This is a genomic window from Aeromonas sp. INTO2 (assembly GCF_049860605.1).
GTDB lineage: Bacteria > Pseudomonadota > Gammaproteobacteria > Enterobacterales > Aeromonadaceae > Aeromonas > Aeromonas caviae.
Genome location: NZ_CP187588.1, coordinates 1,897,141 through 1,920,333, shown reverse-complemented (window position 1 = coordinate 1,920,333; position 23,193 = coordinate 1,897,141). Strand labels below are relative to the sequence as shown.

The following is a 23,193-nucleotide window of genomic DNA, read 5'->3' as shown; positions in this document are numbered from 1 at the left end:
GGGTTATGCCGAGGTTCGGCAATTCAACTGGAGCAGGTTCAACTCTCGCAAGGCCACCGAGAACTTGGCGAACTCGTGAGTGCTCGTGGTCTTGAAGTCGGCCAACATGTGGGTCCAACGGGACAAGAGTTGCTCATGCTCCGAAATCCAGTCGGCCAGTATGGTAGCGCATTCCCCCTGCTCTTTGCACCCTTCCAGTACCACGGAGGTGAGGCTGCGTTGCTGCCAGTCCAGATCTTCGCGGAAGGAGGCCCGCGCCATCGCCTGCCAGTGGTTGCCCACCGGCTGATGGTTGATCTGCTCAAGGAACCAGTGCAGATCCAGCTTGGCGCCCAGGCGATAGTAGACATTGGCAACCCGCAGGATGTCGGTCTTGTGCTCCGCGGCAATCTGCGCCAGATCCAGGCAGGAGAAGAGGCTGCTCATGTGGGCCACGCGACGGGCGATGGCCTCCGGCACCTGTTTCTCCATCAGGGCGGCGACCGCCTGGCTGTGTTCGGCCACTTCGCTTTCGTCCATTACCTCATAAAGGTGCTGACTCAAGGTCTCGAAGGCCGGGCGGAAGAAGGCGATGTTCTCGCCGATGCTCCAGCTGCGGTTGCGGGCGCGCAGGAACCAGCGGGTGGCGCGGCGCACGATGCGGCGGCTGTAGAACATCAGCTCGAGCTGGGTCTGGGCATCCACCCCGTTGTCACACCCTTCGATGTCACGCCACAGGGCGCCGAGGCCGAACACTTCCCGGGCCATGGCGAAGCAGCAGGCCACTTCCGCCACCGAGGCACCGGTCTCGTCCTTCATCCGGCTGGCGAAGTTGAGCCCCATGTCGTTGACCAGCATGTTGGCAACCCGGGTCGCGATGATCTCGCCTCGCAGCGGGTGCTGGGCCAGGGCCGCGCCAAATTGCTGCTGCAACTGGGTCGGGAAGCTGGTGACCAGCATGTTGGCGAGGAAGGGCTCGTCGGTCACTTCCGGGCAGTTGAGCTGCTCTTTGAGCACCATCTTGCCGTAAGCCACCAGCACCGCCAGCTCGGGTCGGGTCAGCCCCTGCCCTGCCGCCATCCGCTCGGAGAGCTCTTCGTCGGAGGGGAGGAACTCGAGCGCCCGGTCCAGCTTGCCTTCCCGCTCCAGCCCCTGGATGAAGCGCTGCTGCTCTTTCAGCTGCTCGGCACCACGGAAGGCGGTCACCGAGATGGACTGTGACTGGCGGTAGGCGTTGGTGATGACCACCTGCGCCACCGCATCCGTCATCTCGTAGAGCATCTGGTTGCGCTGCTTGAGGGTCAGATCCCCGGCGGCCACCAGCTGGTTGAGCAGGATCTTGATGTTGACCTCGTTGTCGGAGCAATCCACCCCGCCCACGTTGTCGGTGAAGTCGGTGTTGATGCGACCACCCTGGCTCGCATACTCCACCCGGCCAAGCTGGGTGAAGCCCAGGTTGCCACCCTCGCCCACGATGCGGGCACGCAGGTCACGACCATTGACGCGCAGCACGTCGTTGCTGCGATCCCCGACATCGGCGTCGCTCTCGCGGGCGCTCTTCACATAGGTGCCGATGCCGCCGTTCCAGAGCAGGTCGACGTTCAGGCAGAGCAGCGCCTTGATCAGCTCGTTCGGGGCCATGCCGCTCTTGTCGGTGCCGAGCAGGGTCTGCATTTCCGGGCTCAGCTTGATGGACTTGGCAGAGCGCAGGAAGATGCCGCCCCCCTTGGAGATGAGCTCACGGTTGTAGTCATCCCAGCTGGAGCCGGGCAGCTCGAACAGGCGCTTGCGCTCGACGAAGCTCCCGGCCGCATCCGGGGTCGGGTCGACGAAGATGTGCATGTGGTTGAAGGCGCCCACCAGCTGGATGTGCTCGGAGAGCAGCATGCCGTTGCCGAACACGTCGCCGGCCATGTCGCCTATCCCCACGCAGGTGAAGTCGGTGGTCTGGCAGTTGATGCCGATCTCACGGAAGTGGCGCTTGACCGATTCCCAGGCACCGCGGGCGGTGATGCCCATCTTCTTGTGGTCATAGCCGACCGAGCCGCCGGAGGCAAACGCATCGCCGAGCCAGTGGCCGTACTCGAGGCTTATCTCGTTGGCGATGTCGGAGAAGGTCGCGGTGCCCTTGTCGGCGGCCACGACCAGGTAATAATCATCCTCGTCGTGACGCACCACGGATTTTGGCGGGATCACCTCGCCGCCAATGATGTTGTCGGTCACGTCGAGCAGGCCGCGGATGAACAGACGGTAGCAGGCCTTGCCCTCTTCCTGAATGACGGCACGGGGGGCGCTTGCCGGCATCTGCTTGCAATAGAAGCCGCCCTTGGCGCCCACCGGCACGATGACGGTGTTCTTCACCTGCTGGGCTTTCACCAGACCCAGCACTTCGGTGCGGAAGTCCTCTTTGCGATCGGACCAGCGCAGGCCGCCACGGGCCACCTTGCCCCAGCGCAGGTGTACCCCTTCCACTCGTGGGGAGTAGACGAAGATCTCGAACTTGGGCAGCGGCAGCGGCATATCGGTGATGCTGGAGGGGGCCAGCTTGAAGGAGATGTAGGGCTTGATGTTGCCCGCCTTGTCCAGCTGGTAGTAGTTGGTGCGCAGGGTGGCGTCGATCATCTCCACATAACGGCGAATGATGCGATCGTCATCCAGGTTGGCGACCTGATCCAGCTTGGCGGCGAGCTGCTCATGCAGCTTGGCGGATGCCTTGGCATCTTGCGATGGCACCTTGGCATCCTGCTTGATGGCCGGATCCAGGCGCTGTTCGAACAGAGTGAACAGCAGCTGGGCGATGTCCGGATAACGGGTCAGGGTCTCCTCGATGTAGGACTGGCTGAAGGAGACGCCGGTCTGGCGCATGTATTTGGCATAGGCCCGCAGCACGGATACCTGACGACCGGTGAGGCCGGCCCCCAGCACCAGACGGTTGAAGCCGTCATCTTCCAGGGTCTTGTTCCAGATGGCGGCGAAGGCCTGCTGGAAGCGCTGCTGGCTCTGCTCCAGATCGAACGGTTGCTCGCCCCGCAGCAGCATGGAGAAATCGAGGATCCAGAACACCTCGCCGGTGGGGGTCCGTACCTGATACGGGGTCTCGCCGATGACGCGCAGTCCCATGTTTTCCAGCATGGGCAGGACGTCGGAGAGGTGGATGGGTTCGCTTCGGTGGAACAGCTTGAGGCGTACCCGGCGATCGTTCTCCTCCTCCTGGGCGCGGTAGAACAGCATGCCAAGCGGCTCGGCCTCGCTCAATCCATCCAGGGCCATGATGTCCGCGACGGCAGAGCCCGGCAGCACATCTTCCTTGTAGGCACGGGGGAAGGCGGTGCTGAAACGGCGGCGCAGCTCGTTACCGCGGGCCTCGCCATAGTGGGAAAGCAGCACGGAATCCAGGCGGTCATCCCAGCTGCGGGCCGCTTCAATCAGGTTGTTCTGTACTTCGTTCACATCCACATCCACGTTGTTGTTGTTGACCCGCACTATGTAGTGGGTCCGTGCCAGCACGCCCTCGGTGAAGTAGACGTTGAACTCCACATCGATGCTGCTGCCAAAATATTTCTGCAAAATCTGCTGGGTCTTGACCCGCAGCGCCGTGTTGTAGCGCTCCTTGGTGACATAGACCATGCAGGAGAAGAAGCGGCCGTAGACGTCGCGGCGCACGAACAGGCGCAGCATGTCCCGCTCCTGCATCTCCAGCACGCCGAGACCGGTGGCCAGCAGCTCCTCTTCACGGGCCTGGATCAGCTCGTCGCGCGGGTAGGTTTCCAGCACGTTCAGCAGCGCCTTGTAGGCATGAGAGCCCGATTCAAAGCCGGAGGCGGCCATGATGCGCTCGAGGCGGTGGCTGATGAGGGGGATCTGGGTCGCACTGGTGTTGTAGATGGAGGAGGCATACAGGCCGATGAAGCGATCCTCTCCCACCACCTTGCCGTGCTCGTCGAAGCGCTTGATGCCGATGTAATCCACATAGGCCGGACGATGCACCCGGGACTTGCTGTTGGACTTGGTGAGGATCAGCAAGTCGGAACTGAGGGCCGCGTGACGGGCGCTGGCGGGCATGGTGCCGAGGCGCTGGCCTTCGTCCTTGATGGAGTTCTTCATCAGCCCCAGGCTGGACTCGGGCTGCGGCAGGATCTCGTGATCCCCCTCCACCGCCTTGACGTCGTAGCGACGATAACCCATCAGGGTGAAGTTGTGGGCGGCCACCCATTTGAGGAAGGCGACGCAGGAGTCCACCTCGGCCTGGCTGACCGGGTTCTTGCGTTTGGGCAGCTCCTCGATGATCTCGTTCAGGCGCGTCAGCATGGGCTGCCAGTCTCCCACCGCCAGGGCCACTTCCCGCGCCACCGAGTTGAGCTCGGCAGTCAGGGCGTCCATCTCCTCTTCACCGGTCAGGTGATCGATTTCGATGAGGAAGGCGGTTTCCACCGAGGTCTGCTCTGCGGTGTTGTCCAGATCCAGGATGGCGCCAATCTTGCCGCCTTCGCCGCGGATCAGGTGCAGCGGCTGGTGCAGCATCATGTGGGCGGTGATATTGAGACGCTTGAGGGCCATGCGGATGGAGTCCACCAGGAAGGGGGAATCCTGCAGGATGATCTCGACGATGGTATGGGGAGACTGCCATCCGTGGCGGGTCAGCTCGGGGTTGTAGACCCGGATATAGGGCTCGATGCCGGTACGGTGGTTGAGGGCATTCCACAGACTGAGGGCGGCGCCATAGAGATCGCTGTCATTGCGGTCATGCAGATCAGTGCTGGCCATGTTGCCGTAGAACTTGGCAACGAAACATTCGACCAGGGAGGCACTGTTTTTCGGCAATTTCTGGTGGATCAGACTGAGAACGTTTTCGAGCAGAACGGAGGTAGGGGCGTCTTTCAATGCCATTGCTAGTTTCCTTATCGGACGACATCACAGACACGGCGACATCCACCCAGGATGCCCACCGGTACAGAGTTGCAGCGAAGTGTAATGGCTTGGATCAAGGAAGGCGAGCAAAGGTGATAACGGGATGTTAAAAACAAGGGACAGATCACGGCTTGGGTTGTGATAAATTTTGCCAAGTTGGCAAAATTCAGAAAATCCCACTGGATGCCGCGCCATTTGCCGGATAGATAGTGACTTAAAGCAGATAATTACCCGGATTGATGTTCAAGTTTTGTTAATTTATGCGTTCCAGGGAAATGAAGCGATGATCGTCCTGGGTTTTCAGTCGAAAGTAGCCGTGAACGCCGCTCTCCGACACAAAACGCCGGATTTTCTCCAACCCCAGCTCCAGGGTCAGACCCTGCTCGGTACGTACCACCAGGCGGTTCACCTGCCCCTGGTACATCAGCATGATCTCGTCGCGGCCAAGGGAGAGCCGAAAAGTGTATTGCCTCATGTCACCTCCTGGTCATCCATGAAAAACGGGCAGGAGAGCCAGACTCCCCTGCCCGCCGTCGTGACGCTTACTGTGCCAGCGCCTTGCTCACCTTCTCGAACAGATCCCGCGCCAGCCCGTCCAGGTTGGCCAGGCGGGTCAGCTCGGCGCGAACCAGCGCCTTGCGCCCCTCATCGAGCCGCTTGAACTGGATAAGCGGGGTGATGAGGCGGGACGCCACCTGAGGATTGACCTCGTTGAGCTCGATCAAGAGATCGGTCAGGAAGCGGTAGCCGCTGCCATCGGCGGCGTGGAACTGCACCTGGTTGTTCATGGCGAAGCTGCCGATGAGCGCCCGCAGCCGGTTCGGGTTGCGGATGCTGAAGGTCGGGTGCGCCATCGCCTGCTTCACGTCATCGAGCACATCCTTGGCCGGCTTGGCCCCCACCAGCCGCAGCCAGTTGTCCAGTACCAGGCCATCATGGGCCCACTTGCCTTCGAAGTCGGCCAAGAGCGCGGCGCGGCACGGCAGCAGATGGCTGTTGGCCACCTGGAGCGCCGCCAGGGTGTCGGTCATGTTGTCGGCAGCCCCGTACTGCTCGCGCACCAGGGTATCGGCCTTCGCGGCATCCAGCGCCGCCAGATAACCCAGTACCACGCCCTTGAGGGCCCGCTTGGCCATGTCGGCATGGACCACCTGATAAGCCGGCAGACGCAGGCTCTCGTAGCACGCCAGCAGGCGGTCGCCAAAGGCGTGGGCCAATGCGGTCTGAATGCCGTTGCGCACCTGGTGGATGGCGTCGATGTCGGCCACCTCGAACAGCTCGGCCAGGGTCGCCTCCCCCGGCAGGGCCAGGATCTCTGCCTTGAGGGCGGGATCCAGTGCAGCCTCGTCCAGAATGGCGACAAAGGCCGCCAGCAGGGTGTGGGAGAGTGCAATCCCCTGCCCGTGCTGGACCCGGGCAACCCCGTCGATCACCGCCTTGTTGATCAGCATCTGGGCCGCATCCCAGCGGGCAAACTCGTTGCGGGCATGGCGCATCAGGAAGGCCAGGGCCTCGTCGCTGTAGTCATAGTGCAGCTTGACCGGGGCGGAGAAGTCCCGCAGCAGGGAAGGTACTGGCCTGACCGGTACCCGATCGAATTCGAACGTCTGCTGTGCTTCCAGCACGTCCAGCACATTGCCAATGGCCTTGCCCTGGTATTGCAGCGCAATAACGGCACCCTGCTCATCGTAGAGCTCGATGTCGAGGGGGATATGCAGCGGCAGCTTTTGTGGCTGATCCTGGGTCGGCGGCGTGTGCTGGCTCACGTGCAGACGATAGACACCGCTTTCGGCATCGTACTCGTCGGTCACGGTGAGCTCGGGGGTGCCGGACTGGTTGTACCAGCGGCGGAACCGAGCGAGATCCACCCCGGAGGCATCCTCCATCGCCTGCACGAAATCGTCGCAGGTGGCGGCAGAGCCGTCGTGACGCTCGAAGTAGAGGCGCATGCCCGCCTGGAAGGCGTCCTCCCCCAGCAGGGTGTGCATCATTCGGATCACTTCAGAGCCCTTCTCGTAGACGGTCAGGGTGTAGAAGTTGTTCATCTCGATCACCACATCCGGGCGGATGGGGTGGGCCATGGGGCCGGCATCTTCGGCAAACTGCGGACCGCGCACGGTGCGCACGTTGTTGATGCGGTTGACGCCGCGCGACCCCAGATCGGAAGAGAACTCCTGATCCCGGAACACCGTCAGCCCCTCCTTGAGGCTTAACTGGAACCAGTCGCGGCAGGTGACGCGGTTGCCGGTCCAGTTGTGGAAATATTCGTGACCGATCACCCGCTCGATGCCGTGGTAGTCCGCATCGGTGGCAGTGGCCGGGTTGGCCAGCACGAACTTGGAGTTGAAGATGTTGAGCCCCTTGTTCTCCATGGCTCCCATGTTGAAGAAGTCCACCGCCACGATCATGTAGATGTCGAGGTCATACTCGAGGCCGAAACGCTGCTCGTCCCAGCGCATGGAGTTGATGAGGCTCTCCATGGCGAAACCGGCGCGGTCCAGGTTGCCCTTGTCCACGAAGATCTCGAGCGCCACCTGGCGGCCGCTTTTGGTAATGAAGTGGTTGCGCTCCACGTCGAAGTCACCGGCCACCAGGGCAAACAGGTAACTCGGTTTGGGGAAGGGGTCCTGCCACTGCACGAAGTGGCGACCGTCGTCCAGATCGCCGCTCGCGACCTTGTTGCCGTTGGAGAGCAGATAGGGGTACTTGGCCTTGTCGGCGGTGATGCGGGTACTGTAACGGGCCAGGATGTCCGGCCTGTCCATGTAATAGGTGATACGACGAAATCCCTCGGCCTCGCACTGGGTGCAATAGGCATCGCCGGATTTGTAGAGCCCCTCCAGCGCCGTGTTGGCGGCGGGATCGATGTCGGTGACCACGGTCAGCACGCACTCGGCCGGCAGGTTGAACAGGGTCAGACTGCTCTCTCCCTGCTCGTATTGCTGATAGGGCACGCCATCCACACTGACGCTGACAAGGTCAAGCCCCTCGCCGTCCAGCACCAGGGGTTCGTTGTGATCGCCGCTGCGACGCAAACGGGAGATGGCGGTGACCCGGGTCAGGGGCTCTTGCAGCTGAAAATCGAGATCCAGGCTGTCACACCAATAGAGGGGAGCCTGGTAATCCTGGCGATATTTGGCCGTCATGGCCTGAGGTTGTTCAGTCATTATTGTGTGCTTCCACGCTTTGTTATTGACGTGTCAGAGGCTGTCACAAGGCTCGGACAGGGTCAAATAGTTTGCATTCAGGCAAAAGAAAGGGCGACCCGAGTCGCCCTTGTCATTCCATTGCCAGCATCAGCTCTTCTTGCTGAGGGTGGCCAGATCCGCCGTGATGTTGGCCGCTTCCACCTGGTATTCGTCAGGAGCCTCGAAATCGGTCGGCAGTTCATCCAGGCTCTTCACCGTCGGCTTGCCAAGACGAGTCAGCCGCTCGTTGGCTCGCGCCAGCGCCTTCTCGTCCTGTTTGGCCTGTTCAGCCAGCCGCTCGGCTTCGTTCAGGGAGACCGACTTCTTGTCCTTGTCCGCCTGATACTCCTTGATGTCCTGCAGCACATAGGCAAATTCCGGATCCTTGGTGATCCGCGCCTCGTGGGCCGATTTCAGCTTGGGCAGCAGGCTGGAGAAGTCCCCCAGTCGCTCGTAGCTGGCCGAGGCAATCTTGTCCCAGGGCAAGGCGTTGAACTCGCGGCTCTCCCCCGTCTCACCCGGCGCCACTGCGGTCGGGAAGGCGATATCGGGAGCAACCCCCTTGTTCTGGGTGCTGCCGCCATCGATACGGTAGAACTTGGCGATGGTGTACTGCACGTGACCCAGCGGCTGCTCGTAGAAGTCATAGACCTTGGCGAGGCTGCGATGCTGCTGCACCGTCCCCTTGCCGAACGAGTTTTCGCCGAGGATCAGCGCACGACCATAGTCCTGCATGGCGGCGGCGAAGATCTCAGAGGCCGAGGCGCTGTAGCGGTCGATCATCACCGACATGGGGCCACCGTAGTAGACATTGCCGTCGTCGTCGCCATTGACGGTGATGCGACCCATGTGATCACGGATCTGCACCACGGGGCCGCTGGCAAAGAAGAGACCGCTCAGGGCGGAAGCTTCCGTCAGGGCACCGCCGCCGTTGCCGCGCAGATCGACGATGAGGCCGTCGATCTTCTGCTTGTTGAGGCTGGAGATCTCCTTGATCACGTCGTCGTGCAGGTTGACGTAGAAGCTCGGGATCTCGAGCACGCCGATCTTCTTGCCCTCGGCGGTGATCACCTTGGACTTGGCGGCTCTGTCTTCCAGACGCACCTTGTCACGCACCAGCTCCACCAGCTCGGTCTTGGCGGTCGCGCCCTTGCCGCGCTGGATCTCCAGCTTCACCTTGCTGCCCTTGGGCCCCTTGATGAGCTCGACCACGTCGTCAAGACGCCAGCCTATGACATCCACAATCTTGCCGTCGTCCTGCCCCACCCCGGTGATCTTGTCATCGGGTTTCAGATGATTGGACTTGGCCGCCGGGCCGCCGGGCACCAGGGAGCGGATGACGGTGAAGTCATCTTCCGCCTGCAGCACGGCACCAATCCCCTCCAGCGAGAGGTTCATCTCGGTGTTGAACCGATCGGCGCTGCGCGGAGACAGATAGCTGGTGTGCGGTTCAATGGCGCGGGCGAAGGAGTTCATGAAGAGCTGGAACACGTCCTCGCTCTCGGTCTGGGACATCCGCTTGATGGCGTTGTTGTAACGCTTGCCAAGCAGCTCCTTGATCTCGGGCCACTCCTTGCCGCTGAGCTTGAGGCTCAGGGCATCGAACTTGACCCGCTGACGCCACAGCTCGTTGAGCTCGGCTTCATCCTTGGGCCAGGGAGCCCCTTCCCTATCGAAGACATAATTGTCTTTCTGGGTAAAATCGAAGGGAGTGTCGAGCAGTTTGAGGGCGTATTCGAACCGCTCGTACCGCCGCTGCTGACTCAGGTTGAACATCTCGTAGGCCGGAGCCAGTCGCCCTCGCTCGAGGTCGGTGTCAAAACCGGTACGATATTTCTCAAAACGGCTGATGTCAGAGGCCAGAAACAGGTTGCGGCTGTAGTCCAGATTCTCCAGATACTTGTCAAAGATCACGGAGGAAAAGGCGTCGTCCAGCTTGAACTGTTTGTAGTGGGAGCGGGTAAACAGATTGGCAATTCGCTTGCTGGCCGTAGCATGTTGGCTCTCTTGAGCCAACACAGGCAAATCACTTTCCTTGAGCACCGGCTCGATGGCCTGTGCGAGCCCGGCAAGCGCCAGGCTACAGGCAACGAGTGAAAAACGAATCACGCCATGCTTCAACATTCGTCTCCTTAGAGAACCAGATGCTCGAACTTGACCCGCAACATCATGCCGGTCTGCAATTGAACCTGTACGTCATCCTTGGTCACTTCCTTGATGGTCGCAGGCACAGGGGACTTGCCCAGCACGACGCGCACGCCCTGCTCGACTTTCAGGGTAGCGGCATCCACTTTCACCAGCGGCGCATCGGCGACCGGTGCAGCCTTGGGAGCAGGGGCGGACTTGGGCTTGTCGGAGCGGGGAGCGTCAGCCTTGCGAGGCGCGTTGCGACGCGGCTGCTTGGGCTTGTCTTCCTTCTCCTTGGTGTTGGTGCGGCGGCTGGCAAAGACACGTTCCTTGCTCTCCTTGAGCGCCTGTTTGGCATGCTCGATGTGCTCTTCGGTGAGCAGCTCGCCCGGGTTGCCGTCCAGATCGACACGGGCCTGGCCAGCCTTGAGGCCATGCAGGTAACGCCAGCTGGAGGTGTATTGACGCAGAGCAGAGCGCAGCATGGTCTTGGAGACTCTCTCGTCATCAGCAAGACGCGCGGCCAGATCCTGGAAGATGCCAATCTTGAGTGGCTTGGCCTCTCCTTCAGCGATGAAGCAGGCCGGGAATTTCTCGACCAGGTAGGCGACGATCTCTTTACTGTTCTTCAGCTTTTCAGTGTTTTCCATGTATAACCTTGGCTTTCATATAGACGCACGGGCATGCCCGAACACAACAAAGGCCCCATTATAGAGAGCTTGGGACCTTTTGCGAACCATCTAGCAATGACTTAGAGCATGCTTTCCAAAATTTGCACCGTTTCTTCGAGGCCAATCCGGTCCTGCTCGTCAAAGCGGTTAAAGATTGGACTGTCGATGTCCAGCACCCCGATGATCTCCCCGCCACGGCGCAGCGGGATCACGATTTCCGAGTTGCTGGCACCGTCGCACGCAATGTGCCCCGCGAACTGGTGCACGTCGTCCACCAGCTGGGTCTTGCCCTCGGCAACCGCAGTGCCACAGACGCCGCGCCCGACCGGGATGCGCACACAGGCCGGCTTGCCCTGGAACGGGCCGAGCACCAGGGTCTCGCCCTGCAGCAGGTAGAAACCAACCCAGTTGATGTCAGCCAGTTCCTGATTGAGCAGGGCAGACAGGTTTGCCAGGGTGGCGATCATGTCGGGTTCGCCCTCTAGCAATGCCTGGGCCTGCTGGTTGAGCGTGCGATAAAATGCTTGTTTTTCAATCATGATTAAATGAACTTCACTCTTTGATAATCAATGCAAGGTACCGTCCTGCCTGAAAATTTCAAATCAATTTTCATTTATCCCCCCTCCTGGGGCCCGATGAGAGTCCGTTCAACGTGCCGCGCCCAACGTCAGTTGATGGCGCTGGCCATTGCTCCACTCGATGGTCAAGAGCCAGTCCATCGCCTCTGCCGTACAACTTCCCACCTGGGTCACCCCTCGCCACCCCGCATCGCTGGCTTCAAACAGCACGGGGATGAGCCCCATGAACATCTCCTTGCCCTCGAGCCAGGCCTTGACCGGCGTAATGGCCGGCACACCCCCTTGAAGGCGCAGGACAAAGTCATGTTCAGGGCGGATCGGCAAGCCATCGATGCTGACCGTCAGCGGGCGATCCCCGACGATGAGGCGGCAGGGGCTGTGGGACAGATCACAAATCTGAACATTGGAGCCCTCTGCATGGTCGCTTCCTGTGCCTGAAAACCAGGTTCGATAGGCCATCAGGGAGAGCAAAATGACCAGCACCATGGACAGGTGGACGATTTTGCGTGAAGTGAGTCTCTCTTTCATGAAAAAACAGCTCTGTAAGGTACGTAGAAAATGTAATTTTCGTGATCTGGCTCAAGGTAAAAACTGGCGGACATGAGACCCGCTGGAGCCAAATATATCACTGTTTGTACTGTTATTTTACCGGTCATTTCAGTATCATTCTCAATGGATTTTCATTTAACCACCTTTTGCTTTTCCTTTTATTAACAGATGTTAACGAGGGGATTTTGCAAAACCGGGGTGAAAATGGCCCAGGACACCGGGCAACACTAACAACAGCATCGGAAGCGGAATACAACGATGAGCCATACAACAAACCACCCTGAGTACAACTACACCGTTGTGCGCCAGTTCACCGTCATGACGATTGTCTGGGGTATCGTCGGCATGTCGGTGGGTGTATTGATTGCAGCCCAGTTGATCTGGCCTGCCCTCAACTTCGACACCCCCTGGCTGACGTACAGCCGTCTGCGTCCCCTGCATACCAATGCGGTCATCTTCGCATTTGGTTGCAGCGCCCTGATGGCCACCTCCTTCTACGTGGTGCAACGCACCTGTCAGGTCCGGCTGTTTGGTGGTCCCCTCGCCTCCTTCGTGTTCTGGGGCTGGCAGGCGATCATTCTGTCTGCAGCCATCTCGCTGCCGCTGGGGTACACCACCTCCAAAGAGTACGCCGAGCTGGAGTGGCCCATCGACATCGCCATCGCCGTGGTCTGGGTGAGCTATGCCATCGTCTTCTTCGGCACCTTGGTCAAGCGCACCACCTCCCACATCTATGTGGCGAACTGGTTCTTCGGTGCCTTCATCATCACGGTGGCCGTACTGCACATCGTCAACAACATGGAAGTGCCGCTCTCCGGCATGAAGTCCTACTCCATGTACTCCGGTGCCATGGATGCCATGGTGCAGTGGTGGTATGGCCACAACGCAGTGGGCTTCCTGCTGACAGCGGGCTTCCTTGGCATGATGTACTATTTCGTGCCCAAGCAGGCGGGTCGCCCCGTCTACTCCTACCGCCTCTCCATCGTGCACTTCTGGGCGCTGATCTCCCTCTATATCTGGGCCGGTCCGCACCACCTGCACTATACCGCCCTGCCTGACTGGGCCCAGTCGCTGGGCATGGTGATGTCCCTCATCCTGTTCGTGCCCTCCTGGGGCGGCATGATCAACGGCATCATGACCCTCTCGGGTGCCTGGCACAAGCTGCGTTATGACCCCATCCTGCGCTTCCTGATCGTCTCCCTGTCGTTCTACGGCATGTCGACCTTCGAAGGCCCCATGATGGCGATCAAGACCGTCAACGCCCTCTCCCACTACACCGACTGGACTATCGGTCACGTTCACTCCGGTGCCCTGGGCTGGGTTGCCATGGTGTCCATCGGTGCCGTCTACCACCTGATCCCGAACCTGTTCGGGCAGGGGCGCATGTACAGCATCAAGCTCATCAACGTCCACTTCTGGCTGGCCACCGTGGGCACCGTGCTCTATATCGTCGCCATGTGGATTTCCGGTGTGATGCAGGGCCTGATGTGGCGTGCGGTCAACGACGACGGCACCCTGACCTACAGCTTCGTGGAGGCGCTGCAAGCTTCCTATCCCTTCTACTTCGTGCGCTTCCTGGGTGGCTGCTTCTTCGTCACCGGCATGCTGCTGATGGCCTACAACGCCTATCGCACCGTCACTGCGCCCAAGGGTTCTCTGGAACCCGTCGCACAGCCAGCCTGATTTGAAGGGGTTTAAAGCATGAGCAACAACAACCGTCACGAGATTTTTGAAAAAAGCGTCCCCATGCTGGTGATTGGCATCATCTTCGCCATCAGCCTGGGGGGCCTGGTGGAAATCACCCCCCTGTTCTTCCAGAAGCAGACCAACGAGCCGGTGGAGGGCCTCAAGCCCTACACCGCCCTGCAGATGGAAGGACGCGACATCTACATCCGCGAAGGCTGCACCGTCTGCCACAGCCAGATGATCCGCCCGTTCCGCGCCGAGACCGAACGCTACGGCCACTACTCGGTTGCCGGCGAGAGCGTCTGGGAGCACCCCTTCCTGTGGGGCTCCAAGCGTACCGGCCCGGATCTGGCCCGGGTCGGCGGCCGCTACTCCGATGACTGGCATCGCGCCCACCTCATCAACCCGCGTGACGTGGTGCCCGAGTCCAACATGCCGGCCTTCCCCTGGCTCGAGACCAATGTGCTGAGCGGCGAGTTGACTGGCAAGAAGCTGGCTCTGTTCCGGGATCACTTCGGCGTGCCCTATACCGATGCCGACATCGCTGGCGCCGGTGAGGCCGTCAAGGGCAAGACCGAGCTGGATGCGCTGATCGCCTATCTGCAATCACTGGGCCATGCCCTGAAATAAGGAGTCGGGATATGGATTACGGCACATTTCGCGGCCTGTACACCCTGCTGCTGATGGTCATCATGATTGGCATCATCGTCTGGGCCTACAGCAAGCGCCGCAAGGCTTCTTTCGACGAGGCCGCCAACCTGGTTTTTGCCGATGACGAGCAACCCAGTGCTGATAACAAGAACGCAGGAGCGAAGCAATAATGAGCACTCTGTTTAGCATTTTTGTGACCGTCATAAGCCTTGGCACCATTCTCGGCTGCTTCCTGCTGCTGGCCTGGTGCATGAAGGACAAGATGGGAGCCGAAGAGGGCAAACCCATGGGTCACACCTTCGACGGCATCGAGGAGATCAACAATCCCCTGCCGAAGTGGTGGTCCTATATGTTCCTCTTCTTCATCGTCACCGGGCTCATCTACCTGCTCGCCTTCCCGGGCCTTGGCAACTTCAAGGGTCTGCTGGGCTGGCAGAGCTCCAACCAGGATGTGCGTTCCCTGGCCGAGTCCAAGGCGGCGGCCGAGTCTGCCAAGGCCGAAGGACGCGCGGTGGAATACGACCGGGAACTCGCCAAGGCCGACGAGATCTACGGCGCCAAGTTCCGCGAGCTGACCTATCAGGCTGACGGCAAGAGCTACAAGGAGATCACCGAGATCGCCAAGGATCCGGAAGCCCTGAAGGTGGGTCAGCGCCTGTTCCTGCAAAACTGTTCCCAGTGTCATGGCTCCGATGCCCGCGGTGGTCGCGGTTTCCCAAACCTGACCGACAGCGAATGGCAGTGGGGCGGCGCACCCGACCAGATCAAGACCACCATCATGGGCGGTCGTCAGGGGATCATGGCCGCCTGGGGCGAGATCCTGGGTCAGGACGGGGTGAAAGAGGTTGCCTCCTATGTGCTGAGCCTCTCCGGTCGTAAGGTTGATCTGGTGGAAGCCAAGAAAGGGGAAGCACGCTTTGCCATGTGCGCCGCCTGCCACGGTCCGGATGCCAAGGGCGGCATCGCCTTCGGCGCACCGGATCTCACCAACAACATCTGGCTCTATGGCGGCTCCCGTCAGGTGGTCGAACAGACCATCACCCACGGGCGCCACGGCGTGATGCCGGCCTGGAAGGACATTCTGGGGGAAGACAAGGTACACCTGCTCGCTTCCTACGTTTACAGCTTGTCCCACAACGATCGGCAAAATCAGCAGTAACATGTGATAAGCACGTGATTAATCAGCAAAAAGCCTCGACTCTTCGAGGCTTTTTGCTATCTTGTGTTGGCTGAATTACCGCCATTTCGTTAACCATTTGTTTCGGTAGCATCATGACTCAACCCTGGTATCGCCAATTCTGGCCCTGGTTCATCATCGCCCTCCCCTGCGCCGCCGTGGTAGGCAGCATCGCCACCGCCATCATTGCCAGCAAGGATGGGGTCAACCTGGTGGCGGAGGACTACTACAAGCAGGGCAAGGAGATTAACCAGGATCTCAGCAAGTTCGATCGCGCCGAGGCGCTCGGCATCCGTATCGCCCTCAATGTCAGCGACAAGGAGCTGACGTTAAATCCACTGTCCGGGGATTTCCCCCTCGGGCAGGCACTGCACCTCTCCCTGTTTCATCCCACGTTGGCGGGCCTGGACAGCGAACATCTGCTGACGGCCGATGGCAAGGGAGTCTATCGCCTGATGCTCGACAAGCCCCTCACCGGCAAGTGGCACGTGCGGGTCGATGCCTTCAACCATGAATGGCGCCTCCAGGAGACGGCACAACTGCCGACTCAGGCAGCGATTGAGCTCGATCCCAAGGGACGTTGAATCACGAAGGCAGGGTGATCGGCACGCCGGTCAGCCGCCCTTCTCCCCGACCCGGCCTGCAGGGCTGCATCAAAGAGGGATGATCACCATGACCGGCTGTTTTCACTGTGGTGAACCGGTTCCCACTGGCAGTAACTTTACTCTCGAGATCAAAGGCATCGCTCAGCCGATGTGTTGCCCTGGCTGTCAGGCCGTGGCACAGACCATTCTCGAATGCGGCCTCGCCAGTTATTACGAACACCGCACCGCTCCCGGCATCAAGGGGGAACTGGTGCCCGAAGAGCTCGCCGCCCTCACCCACTACGATCTGGCGGAGGTGCAGCAGGAGTTCGTCACCGACACCGGTACGGGTCGCGAAACGACGCGCGAGATCCAACTGACGGTGGAAGGTTTGACCTGCGCCGCCTGTGCCTGGCTCATCGAGCGGCACCTGATGACCCTGCGCGGTCTGCGTTACATCAACGTCAATACCACCACCCATCGCGCCCGCATCAAGTGGGATCCGGCCCAGCTCTCTTTGAGCGACATTCTCAAGGGCTTTGCCAGGGTCGGCTATCGCGCCTATCCCTTCCAGACTCATCAGCAGGAAGCGCTCTACGCCAAAGAGGTGCGCAGCTACATGTTCCGCATGGCGCTGGCCGGCCTTGGCTCCATGCAGGTGATGATGTGCGCCGTGGCACTCTACATGGACCTCTTCATCAGCGTGGAAGAGGAGTTCATGATCTACTTCAAGTGGATAAGCCTTCTGCTCTCCACCCCCATCATGATCTACTCGGCCCAGCCTTTTTACGTGGGGGCATGGCGCAGCCTGAAGCAGGGGCACCTCTCCATGGATGTGTCGGTGTCGCTGGCACTGATCGGCGCCTTCGTCGCCTCCATCTGGGCCACGGTCTTCAACACGGGTGAGGTCTATTACGACTCCATCACCATGTTCGTCTTTTTCCTGCTGTTGGGCCGTCTGCTGGAACTACGAGCGAGGCGCAAGGCGTCGGAGTCGAGCTCCAACCTGGCGCGTCTGGTGCCCATCATGGCGACCCGCATCGATGATGACGGCGAACACGAGGTGGCCGCCAAGACGCTGCGAGTCGGAGACAGGGTGCGGGTACTCGCGGGGGCCACCCTGCCGGCAGACGGCATCGTCACCTTGGGCCAGGCCAGCCTCAACGAATCCATGCTGACTGGCGAACAGTTGCCTCTGCTCAAGCAGGCCGGGGATCCCGTCTATGCAGGCACCATCAATACCGATGCCCCCCTGGAGATCCGGGTCAGCCATCCCATTGAAGAGTCGCGTCTGGCCCAGATCATGCGCCTGCAGGATCATGCTCTGGACGACAAGCCCGCCATCGCCCAACTGGCGGACGTGCTGTCGCGCCACTTTATCCTGGTGCTCCTGATCATTGCGGCCGCGGTCTGGACCTTCTGGCATTTTCATCAGCCCGAGCGGGCCTTCTGGGTCACCCTGGCGGTGCTGGTGGCGACCTGTCCCTGCGCCCTCTCGCTGGCCACCCCGACCGCACTGACCTCGGCCACTGCCAACCTGACCCGCAGCGGCATCCTGCTGCGCCGCGGCCACGTGCTGGACATTCTGACCCGGGCCAACCGCATCGTGATGGACAAGACGGGAACCCTGACCACGGGCAACATCAGCCTGGTGAGCACCCAGCCCCTCGGCGAGCTCGACGCAGCCCGCTGCCTCGCACTCGCCCATGCCCTGGAGACCTACTCCGAGCACCCCATCGCCCGTGCGTTTCGAAGCAAACCACTGGCGGACGGGGTGCCGCTCGCCGCCAGCGACGTCACCCCCGTCATCGGCCACGGCGTGCAGGGAGTAATTGAGGGCAAGCATTACCGCATCGGCAGTGCACGCTGGCTCGAACTGGCGCAAGAAGAGAATGCCGCTCAAGGGCTGACCATCTATCTGGCCGATGAACACGGACTACTGGCCCGTTTCATCCTGGCCGACACGCTGCGCCCCGATGCCGGTGCACTGATCCAGGCCTTCAAGGAGGCAGGCCTGCAAACCACCATTCTCACCGGCGACGGTTCGGACCAGGCGGACATGCTGGCCCGTGAGCTGGGGGTCGATGAGCTGGTAAAAGGGGTCACCCCGGACGGCAAGCTGGCCTATCTCAAGGCCCGGGAAGCGGCCGGGGATATCAGCATCATGGTGGGAGATGGCATCAACGACGCCCCTGTGCTGGCCGGCGCCCACGCGTCCTTTGCCATGGCGGGGGGCACGGATCTGGCCAAGAACAGTGCCGACGCCATCCTGCTGGCCGACGATCTCTCCCGTCTGCTGGCCGCCCGGGCCCTGGCCCTGCGCACTCGCAAGATCATCAAGGAGAACTTTGCCTGGTCCATCGGCTACAACCTGCTTGTGCTGCCGCTGGCTGCAAGTGGCTGGCTCCCCCCTTATCTGGCGGCTGCTGGCATGTCCCTGAGCTCCCTCATCGTGGTCACCAACTCCATGCGGCTCAACCGGTGAGCAGCCATCTGGCATCCTCCCGGGTGGCGGCACCTCTTGCCTCGCCGGGTTATCATCCCCCTTTCACCACAGGGTCCGCGCCATGAACATTATCTTCGTCCTCATCCCCATCGCCATCCTGTTCGTTGTCATTGCCGGCGCCGTCTTCTTCTGGGCCATCCGCTCCGAGCAGTTCGAGGATCTCGACAGGCAGGGCTCCAACATCCTGTTTGACGAGGAGCAGCGCCCCTTGCCCCCCTCTGAACAACAAGCAGAACAGGAAAACAGGCCCCATGACCAGCAGCCTTGACCTCATGGGCGCCCTGCTGGTCGGGCTTGCCGGTGCCGGCCACTGTATCGGCATGTGTGGCGGCGTGTCCGCAGCGCTCTCCATGGCCATACCTGCCGAGAAGCAGCATTTTTGGGGCAGGCTCGGTTATCTGCTCAACTACAACCTGGGGCGCATCCTGAGCTATGTGCTGGCGGGCGCGCTGGTGGGCGGCTTGCTCGCCACCACCACGGAGATAGGCGCTGGCAAACACGCCCTGGCAGGGCTTCGCCTCATCGCCGCCCTGCTGATGATAGCGCTCGGCCTCTACTTGGCTGGCTGGTGGCATGGCGTCTTGCTGCTCGAGCGCATCGGTGCGAAGTTCTGGCCTCTCATCAAGCCGCTGGCAGGCAGGTTTCTCCCGTTTACATCAGCCAGGCAGGCCCTCCCCTTTGGCATGATATGGGGCTGGCTCCCTTGCGGCCTCGTCTACTCCATGCTGACCTGGAGCGCTGCCGCAGGCTCCGCGAGTGGCGGGGCACTCATCATGCTCTTTTTCGGCCTCGGCACCCTGCCGACCCTGTTTGCGCTAGGGGGGCTGGCAGACCGATTGCGCTACTGGCTCACCCTGCGCAGCCTGCGCCTTGGGGGCGCCTTGCTGCTTATTGCCTACGGGATCCACACCCTCTGGATCGGGATGGCGTCCTTTTGAAACCCTATCCAAAACGGATGAGATGGTGGTAAACTTGTTTGATATAAATCAATTATTCATTTGAGCCTATGATCCCGGACAAGAAACCTGGCAGACGTATTCAGAGCGGTGGCTGTGCAATTCATTGCCAGGATTGCAGCATCAGCCAGCTCTGCATCCCCTTCACCCTGAACGATAACGAGCTCGATCAGCTCGACAGCATCATCGAGCGCAAAAAGCCGTTCCAGAAGGGTGAAGAGTTGTTCAAGGCCGGCGATGAGCTCAAGTCGCTCTATGCCATACGTTCCGGGACCATCAAGTCATACACCATCACCGAACAGGGTGACGAACAGATCACCGCCTTCCACCTCGCCGGTGATCTGGTCGGTTTCGACGCCATCCACAAGCAGGCCCACCCCTCCTTCGCCCAGGCGCTGGAAACCGCCATGGTGTGCGAAATACCGTTCGATGTGCTCGACGACCTCTCTGGCAAGATGCCCAAACTGCGCCAGCAGATCATGCGGCTGATGAGCAACGAGATCATGGGCGACCAGGAGATGATACTGCTGCTCTCCAAAAAGAACGCCGAAGAGCGCCTCGCTGCCTTCCTGCACAATCTCTCGGTTCGTTTCTCCGAGCGCGGCTTCTCCGCCAAGGAGTTCCGCCTCTCCATGACCCGTGGAGACATCGGCAACTACCTCGGTCTCACCGTCGAGACCATCAGCCGCCTGCTGGGCCGTTTCCAGAAATCCGGTCTCATCAGCGTCAAAGGCAAATACATTACTGTACTTGACAACGTTGCCTTGGGCGTCATGGCCGGAGCCACTCGTCCTCCCTGCGGTTAATCCCCGTTTATTCCCTTTTTTGCCGGATCGGATCACCCTGAAATTTGATCCGGCACACCTTCCCGTCTCCCCCCTTGGACTAAGCTGTAATAGCTAAAGAGTTGCCATCATTGGCCTTTTTACCAAGGAGGAGAACATGGTCAAGTACCGAAACATTCTGGTGGTGATCAATCCCGAGGAGGAGCGCCAGATCGCGCTCGAGCGCGCGGTCAAGGTCGCCGAGCTGGATGAGGGCGCCCAGCTGACCCTGCTCCTGACGATTTACGACTTCTCTTACGAGATGACCGCCATGCTCTCGGCAGACGAGCGGGAAGAGATGCGCCATGGTGTCATCGCCCAGCGTCGGGAGTGGCTCGACGAGATCCTAACTCCCTATCGGGCCAGAGGGCTGGAATGCGAAGTGAAAGTGCTTTGGCACAACCGTCCCTTCGAGTGCGTCATTCAGGAAGTGCTGGAACAGCGTCACGATCTGGTCGTCAAGGCGACTCACAAACACTCCTTCCTGCAAACCTTCATCTTCACCCCCACCGACTGGCACCTGCTGCGCAAATGCCCCTGTCCGGTTCTGCTGGTAAAAGAAGGGCACTGGCAACGGGGGGGCAACCTGATTGCCGCCATCAACTGCTCGAGCGATGACAAGGAGCAGAAGGTGCTTAACGAGCGGATCACCCGCGAGGGGATCGCCATCGCCGAGCTGCTTGGTGCCAGTCTCTATCTGGTCAACACCTACCCGGGCACCCCGGTCAATGTCGCCATCGAACTGCCAGAGTTCGATCCCAACGCCTACAACGATGCCATTCGCAAACACCATGAAGATCTGCTGCGGGAACATGCCGATCAATTCGGCATCAACCACATGTGGACCAAGGTGGCGGAAGGCTTGCCGGAGGAGGTGCTGCCGGACATGGCGGACGATCTGAATGCCACCCTGATGATCATGGGATGCGTCGGCCGTACCGGCCTCTCTGCCGCCCTGCTTGGCAACACCGCCGAGCACGTGGTGGACAGGCTCAACTGCGACATTCTCATCCTCAAACCCGACGATTACAGCTGCCCTGTGGATGACAGGCGTCATCCTGCATAAGCGTTTCTTGCCCTCCCCCGGGACATGGCTATAATAAGCCGCTTATTTTTGTCCCGGGTTTGAGGCCATGCTAGAAGAGCTTAACGCCAAAGAGAAATACAGTTTCAACAAGCTGCAGAAACGTCTGCGGCGCAACGTGGGCCAGGCCATCGCCGACTTCAACATGATTGAAGAGGGTGACAAGATCATGGTCTGCCTGTCTGGCGGCAAGGACAGCTTTGCCATGCTCGACATCCTGATGAGCCTGAAGGCCAGCGCCCCCATCCATTTCGATCTGGTGGCCGTCAACCTGGATCAGAAGCAACCCGGCTTCCCCGAGCACGTGCTGCCCGAATACCTGAGCACTCTCGGCATCGACTTCAAGATCGTGGAAGAAGATACCTATTCCATCGTCAAGGAGAAGGTACCGGAGGGCAAGACTACCTGCGCGCTCTGCTCCCGCCTGCGCCGCGGCATTCTGTATCGCACCGCCCAGGAGCTGGGCTGTACCAAGATCGCCCTTGGCCATCACCGTGACGACATCCTCGAGACCCTGTTCCTCAACATGTTTTACGGTGGCAAGCTCAAATCCATGCCCCCCAAGCTGGTGAGCGACGATGGCAAGAACGTGGTGATCCGCCCCCTGGCCTACTGCAAGGAGAAAGATCTGGTGCGCTATGCCGAGGTCAAGGCCTTCCCCATCATCCCCTGCAACCTGTGCGGCTCCCAGGAGAACCTGCAGCGCCAGGCCATCAAGCAGATGATGCAGGAGTGGGATCGCCGCTTCCCAGGCCGTCTCGAGACCATGTTCACCGCCATTCAGGACGTGATCCCGAGCCACCTGCTCGATCACCAGCTGTTTGACTTCAAGAGCATCAATCGCGACTCCGGCATCATCGACGGTGGCGACAAGGCATTTGATCCGCCCGAGCTGCCCAAGGCGCCGCTGCTGGACATCGACGAGATGGACATGCTGGACGTGATTGAGGTGCGCTAAGCCCCGTCACCCACAAAAAAGGAGCGCCAGGCGCTCCTTTTTTCATTCTGGCAATCTGCGGACTCGGGTCGCTACTCCTTGTGTAGCCAGGGGGTCAGGCGCAGGATCTCCCCTTGCAGTTGCAGCTTGCCCTGGGCAAACCCCTTCAGCTGCGCATTGCTGAGCAGCAGTTGCCCCTGCTGCCAGGAGACGGCCTCCTGACGGGCACCCTCCACAAGGTAGGCTGTGCCTGCGGGCGCCACCATGGAGATCCGCACCCCTTCCATCTTGGGCAGGAAATACTGGCCGACCATGCCGGCCATCTTGTCGAGCAATCGCTGCATCTGCTGCTGACGCGAGACAAGTTCGGCCAGCGGCACCTCGGGTGTGGCGGGGGCGTCAGCCATCACCTGTACCGACAGATCACAGGCGGCGTGGGCCTCGGTGAGCCCCACCACCACGATCGCCTTGTCGAGGTTGAGATCATCGTCATAGGGCAGACGCAGTTCGCCATCCACCGTGACCTCGGCGGGCACATCCCTGTCCGGGGTCGAGACCCGGGCCGAGGTGAGCCCGCAGCGCCGACCGTTCTGTTGACTGGCCAGATAAAAGCCCAGTCTGGCGTGGCCAAATTCCCCCTTGGCGAAGGTCTTCATCTGGCTGTAGAAGGTGCCGTAGTCGAGTTCAAGGGACGGCTCAGCCTGTCCCAGCATGGGCATCAGCAGGAGCGCCGCCATCCCGTATCGCTTGTTCATATGCCATCCTTTTGCATCATGCTCCGGGCGGGT

General features: G+C 60.5%; 20 protein-coding genes. 12 read left to right on the top strand and 8 right to left on the bottom strand.

Annotated elements, in window-relative coordinates:
• Positions 1 to 3: 3 nt before the first annotated feature.
• From ACPW74_RS09155 to ACPW74_RS09125, 7 genes are all read right to left on the bottom strand, one after another.
• The gene (locus ACPW74_RS09155; RefSeq protein ID WP_323947160.1) at positions 4 to 4,866 is read right to left on the bottom strand and encodes an NAD-glutamate dehydrogenase; all 4,863 of its coding nucleotides are present in this window, start codon (positions 4,864 to 4,866) and stop codon (positions 4 to 6) included.
• Positions 4,867 to 5,140: 274 nt separating this feature from the next.
• The gene (locus ACPW74_RS09150) at positions 5,141 to 5,362 is read right to left on the bottom strand and encodes a DUF2835 family protein (RefSeq protein WP_010674767.1); all 222 of its coding nucleotides are present in this window, start codon (positions 5,360 to 5,362) and stop codon (positions 5,141 to 5,143) included.
• A 67-nt stretch (positions 5,363 to 5,429) separates the two neighbouring features.
• Entirely contained in the window at positions 5,430 to 8,054 is a 2,625-nt protein-coding gene (gene pepN / locus ACPW74_RS09145; RefSeq protein ID WP_319861326.1) for an aminopeptidase N, read from the bottom strand.
• A 129-nt stretch (positions 8,055 to 8,183) separates the two neighbouring features.
• Positions 8,184 to 10,199, bottom strand: a complete 2,016-nt coding sequence (gene prc, locus ACPW74_RS09140; RefSeq protein ID WP_045524882.1) for a carboxy terminal-processing peptidase — start codon at positions 10,197 to 10,199, stop codon at positions 8,184 to 8,186.
• Positions 10,200 to 10,207: 8 nt separating this feature from the next.
• Positions 10,208 to 10,852, bottom strand: a complete 645-nt coding sequence (gene proQ, locus ACPW74_RS09135; protein ID WP_010674770.1) for an RNA chaperone ProQ — start codon at positions 10,850 to 10,852, stop codon at positions 10,208 to 10,210.
• Positions 10,853 to 10,953: 101 nt separating this feature from the next.
• A complete protein-coding gene (locus tag ACPW74_RS09130; RefSeq protein WP_010674771.1) occupies positions 10,954 to 11,412 on the bottom strand; it encodes a GAF domain-containing protein in 459 nt (152 codons plus the stop codon).
• A 108-nt stretch (positions 11,413 to 11,520) separates the two neighbouring features.
• Entirely contained in the window at positions 11,521 to 11,979 is a 459-nt protein-coding gene (locus ACPW74_RS09125) for a hypothetical protein (protein ID WP_010674772.1), read from the bottom strand.
• Between the two features lie 41 nt (positions 11,980 to 12,020).
• On the opposite strand from ACPW74_RS09125, the gene ACPW74_RS09120 reads away from it, so the two are divergent.
• The 12 genes from ACPW74_RS09120 to ttcA all read left to right on the top strand — a co-directional run bounded on the left by ACPW74_RS09120 (position 12,021) and on the right by ttcA (position 22,426).
• Entirely contained in the window at positions 12,021 to 12,284 is a 264-nt protein-coding gene (locus tag ACPW74_RS09120; RefSeq protein WP_125117269.1) for a hypothetical protein, read from the top strand.
• Positions 12,259 to 13,683, top strand: a complete 1,425-nt coding sequence (gene ccoN / locus ACPW74_RS09115) for a cytochrome-c oxidase, cbb3-type subunit I (protein ID WP_010674773.1) — start codon at positions 12,259 to 12,261, stop codon at positions 13,681 to 13,683. Before ACPW74_RS09120 ends, ccoN begins: the two co-directional genes overlap by 26 nt.
• A gap of 18 nt (positions 13,684 to 13,701) precedes the next feature.
• Entirely contained in the window at positions 13,702 to 14,316 is a 615-nt protein-coding gene (ccoO, locus tag ACPW74_RS09110; protein ID WP_010674774.1) for a cytochrome-c oxidase, cbb3-type subunit II, read from the top strand.
• 11 nt (positions 14,317 to 14,327) lie between these two features.
• Positions 14,328 to 14,507 (top strand): CcoQ/FixQ family Cbb3-type cytochrome c oxidase assembly chaperone, encoded by a 180-nt coding sequence (locus ACPW74_RS09105; protein ID WP_010674775.1) that lies wholly within the window; start codon positions 14,328 to 14,330, stop codon positions 14,505 to 14,507.
• Entirely contained in the window at positions 14,507 to 15,496 is a 990-nt protein-coding gene (gene ccoP / locus ACPW74_RS09100) for a cytochrome-c oxidase, cbb3-type subunit III (RefSeq protein ID WP_039040785.1), read from the top strand. Before ACPW74_RS09105 ends, ccoP begins: the two co-directional genes overlap by 1 nt.
• A 113-nt stretch (positions 15,497 to 15,609) precedes the next feature.
• Positions 15,610 to 16,098: a FixH family protein gene (locus tag ACPW74_RS09095; protein ID WP_010674777.1), complete on the top strand. Its 489-nt coding sequence runs from the start codon at positions 15,610 to 15,612 to the stop codon at positions 16,096 to 16,098.
• Between the two features lie 88 nt (positions 16,099 to 16,186).
• The gene (locus ACPW74_RS09090; RefSeq protein WP_104453287.1) at positions 16,187 to 18,583 is read left to right on the top strand and encodes a heavy metal translocating P-type ATPase; all 2,397 of its coding nucleotides are present in this window, start codon (positions 16,187 to 16,189) and stop codon (positions 18,581 to 18,583) included.
• Between the two features lie 82 nt (positions 18,584 to 18,665).
• Positions 18,666 to 18,872 carry a cbb3-type cytochrome oxidase assembly protein CcoS gene (ccoS, locus tag ACPW74_RS09085; protein ID WP_041211434.1) on the top strand — a complete coding sequence of 69 codons (207 nt, stop codon included), beginning with the start codon at positions 18,666 to 18,668 and terminating at the stop codon, positions 18,870 to 18,872.
• Positions 18,856 to 19,542: a sulfite exporter TauE/SafE family protein gene (locus ACPW74_RS09080; RefSeq protein ID WP_010674780.1), complete on the top strand. Its 687-nt coding sequence runs from the start codon at positions 18,856 to 18,858 to the stop codon at positions 19,540 to 19,542. The genes ccoS and ACPW74_RS09080 overlap by 17 nt, the downstream gene beginning before the upstream one ends.
• A 68-nt stretch (positions 19,543 to 19,610) precedes the next feature.
• Entirely contained in the window at positions 19,611 to 20,366 is a 756-nt protein-coding gene (locus tag ACPW74_RS09075) for an FNR family transcription factor (protein WP_010674781.1), read from the top strand.
• 136 nt (positions 20,367 to 20,502) lie between these two features.
• Positions 20,503 to 21,450 (top strand): universal stress protein UspE, encoded by a 948-nt coding sequence (gene uspE, locus ACPW74_RS09070; protein ID WP_039040780.1) that lies wholly within the window; start codon positions 20,503 to 20,505, stop codon positions 21,448 to 21,450.
• Between the two features lie 67 nt (positions 21,451 to 21,517).
• Positions 21,518 to 22,426 carry a tRNA 2-thiocytidine(32) synthetase TtcA gene (gene ttcA, locus ACPW74_RS09065; RefSeq protein WP_010674783.1) on the top strand — a complete coding sequence of 303 codons (909 nt, stop codon included), beginning with the start codon at positions 21,518 to 21,520 and terminating at the stop codon, positions 22,424 to 22,426.
• A 71-nt stretch (positions 22,427 to 22,497) separates the two neighbouring features.
• On the opposite strand, the gene ACPW74_RS09060 is transcribed toward ttcA, so the two are convergent.
• Positions 22,498 to 23,160 carry a DUF2987 domain-containing protein gene (locus ACPW74_RS09060; protein ID WP_041211435.1) on the bottom strand — a complete coding sequence of 221 codons (663 nt, stop codon included), beginning with the start codon at positions 23,158 to 23,160 and terminating at the stop codon, positions 22,498 to 22,500.
• Positions 23,161 to 23,193: the final 33 nt, after the last annotated feature.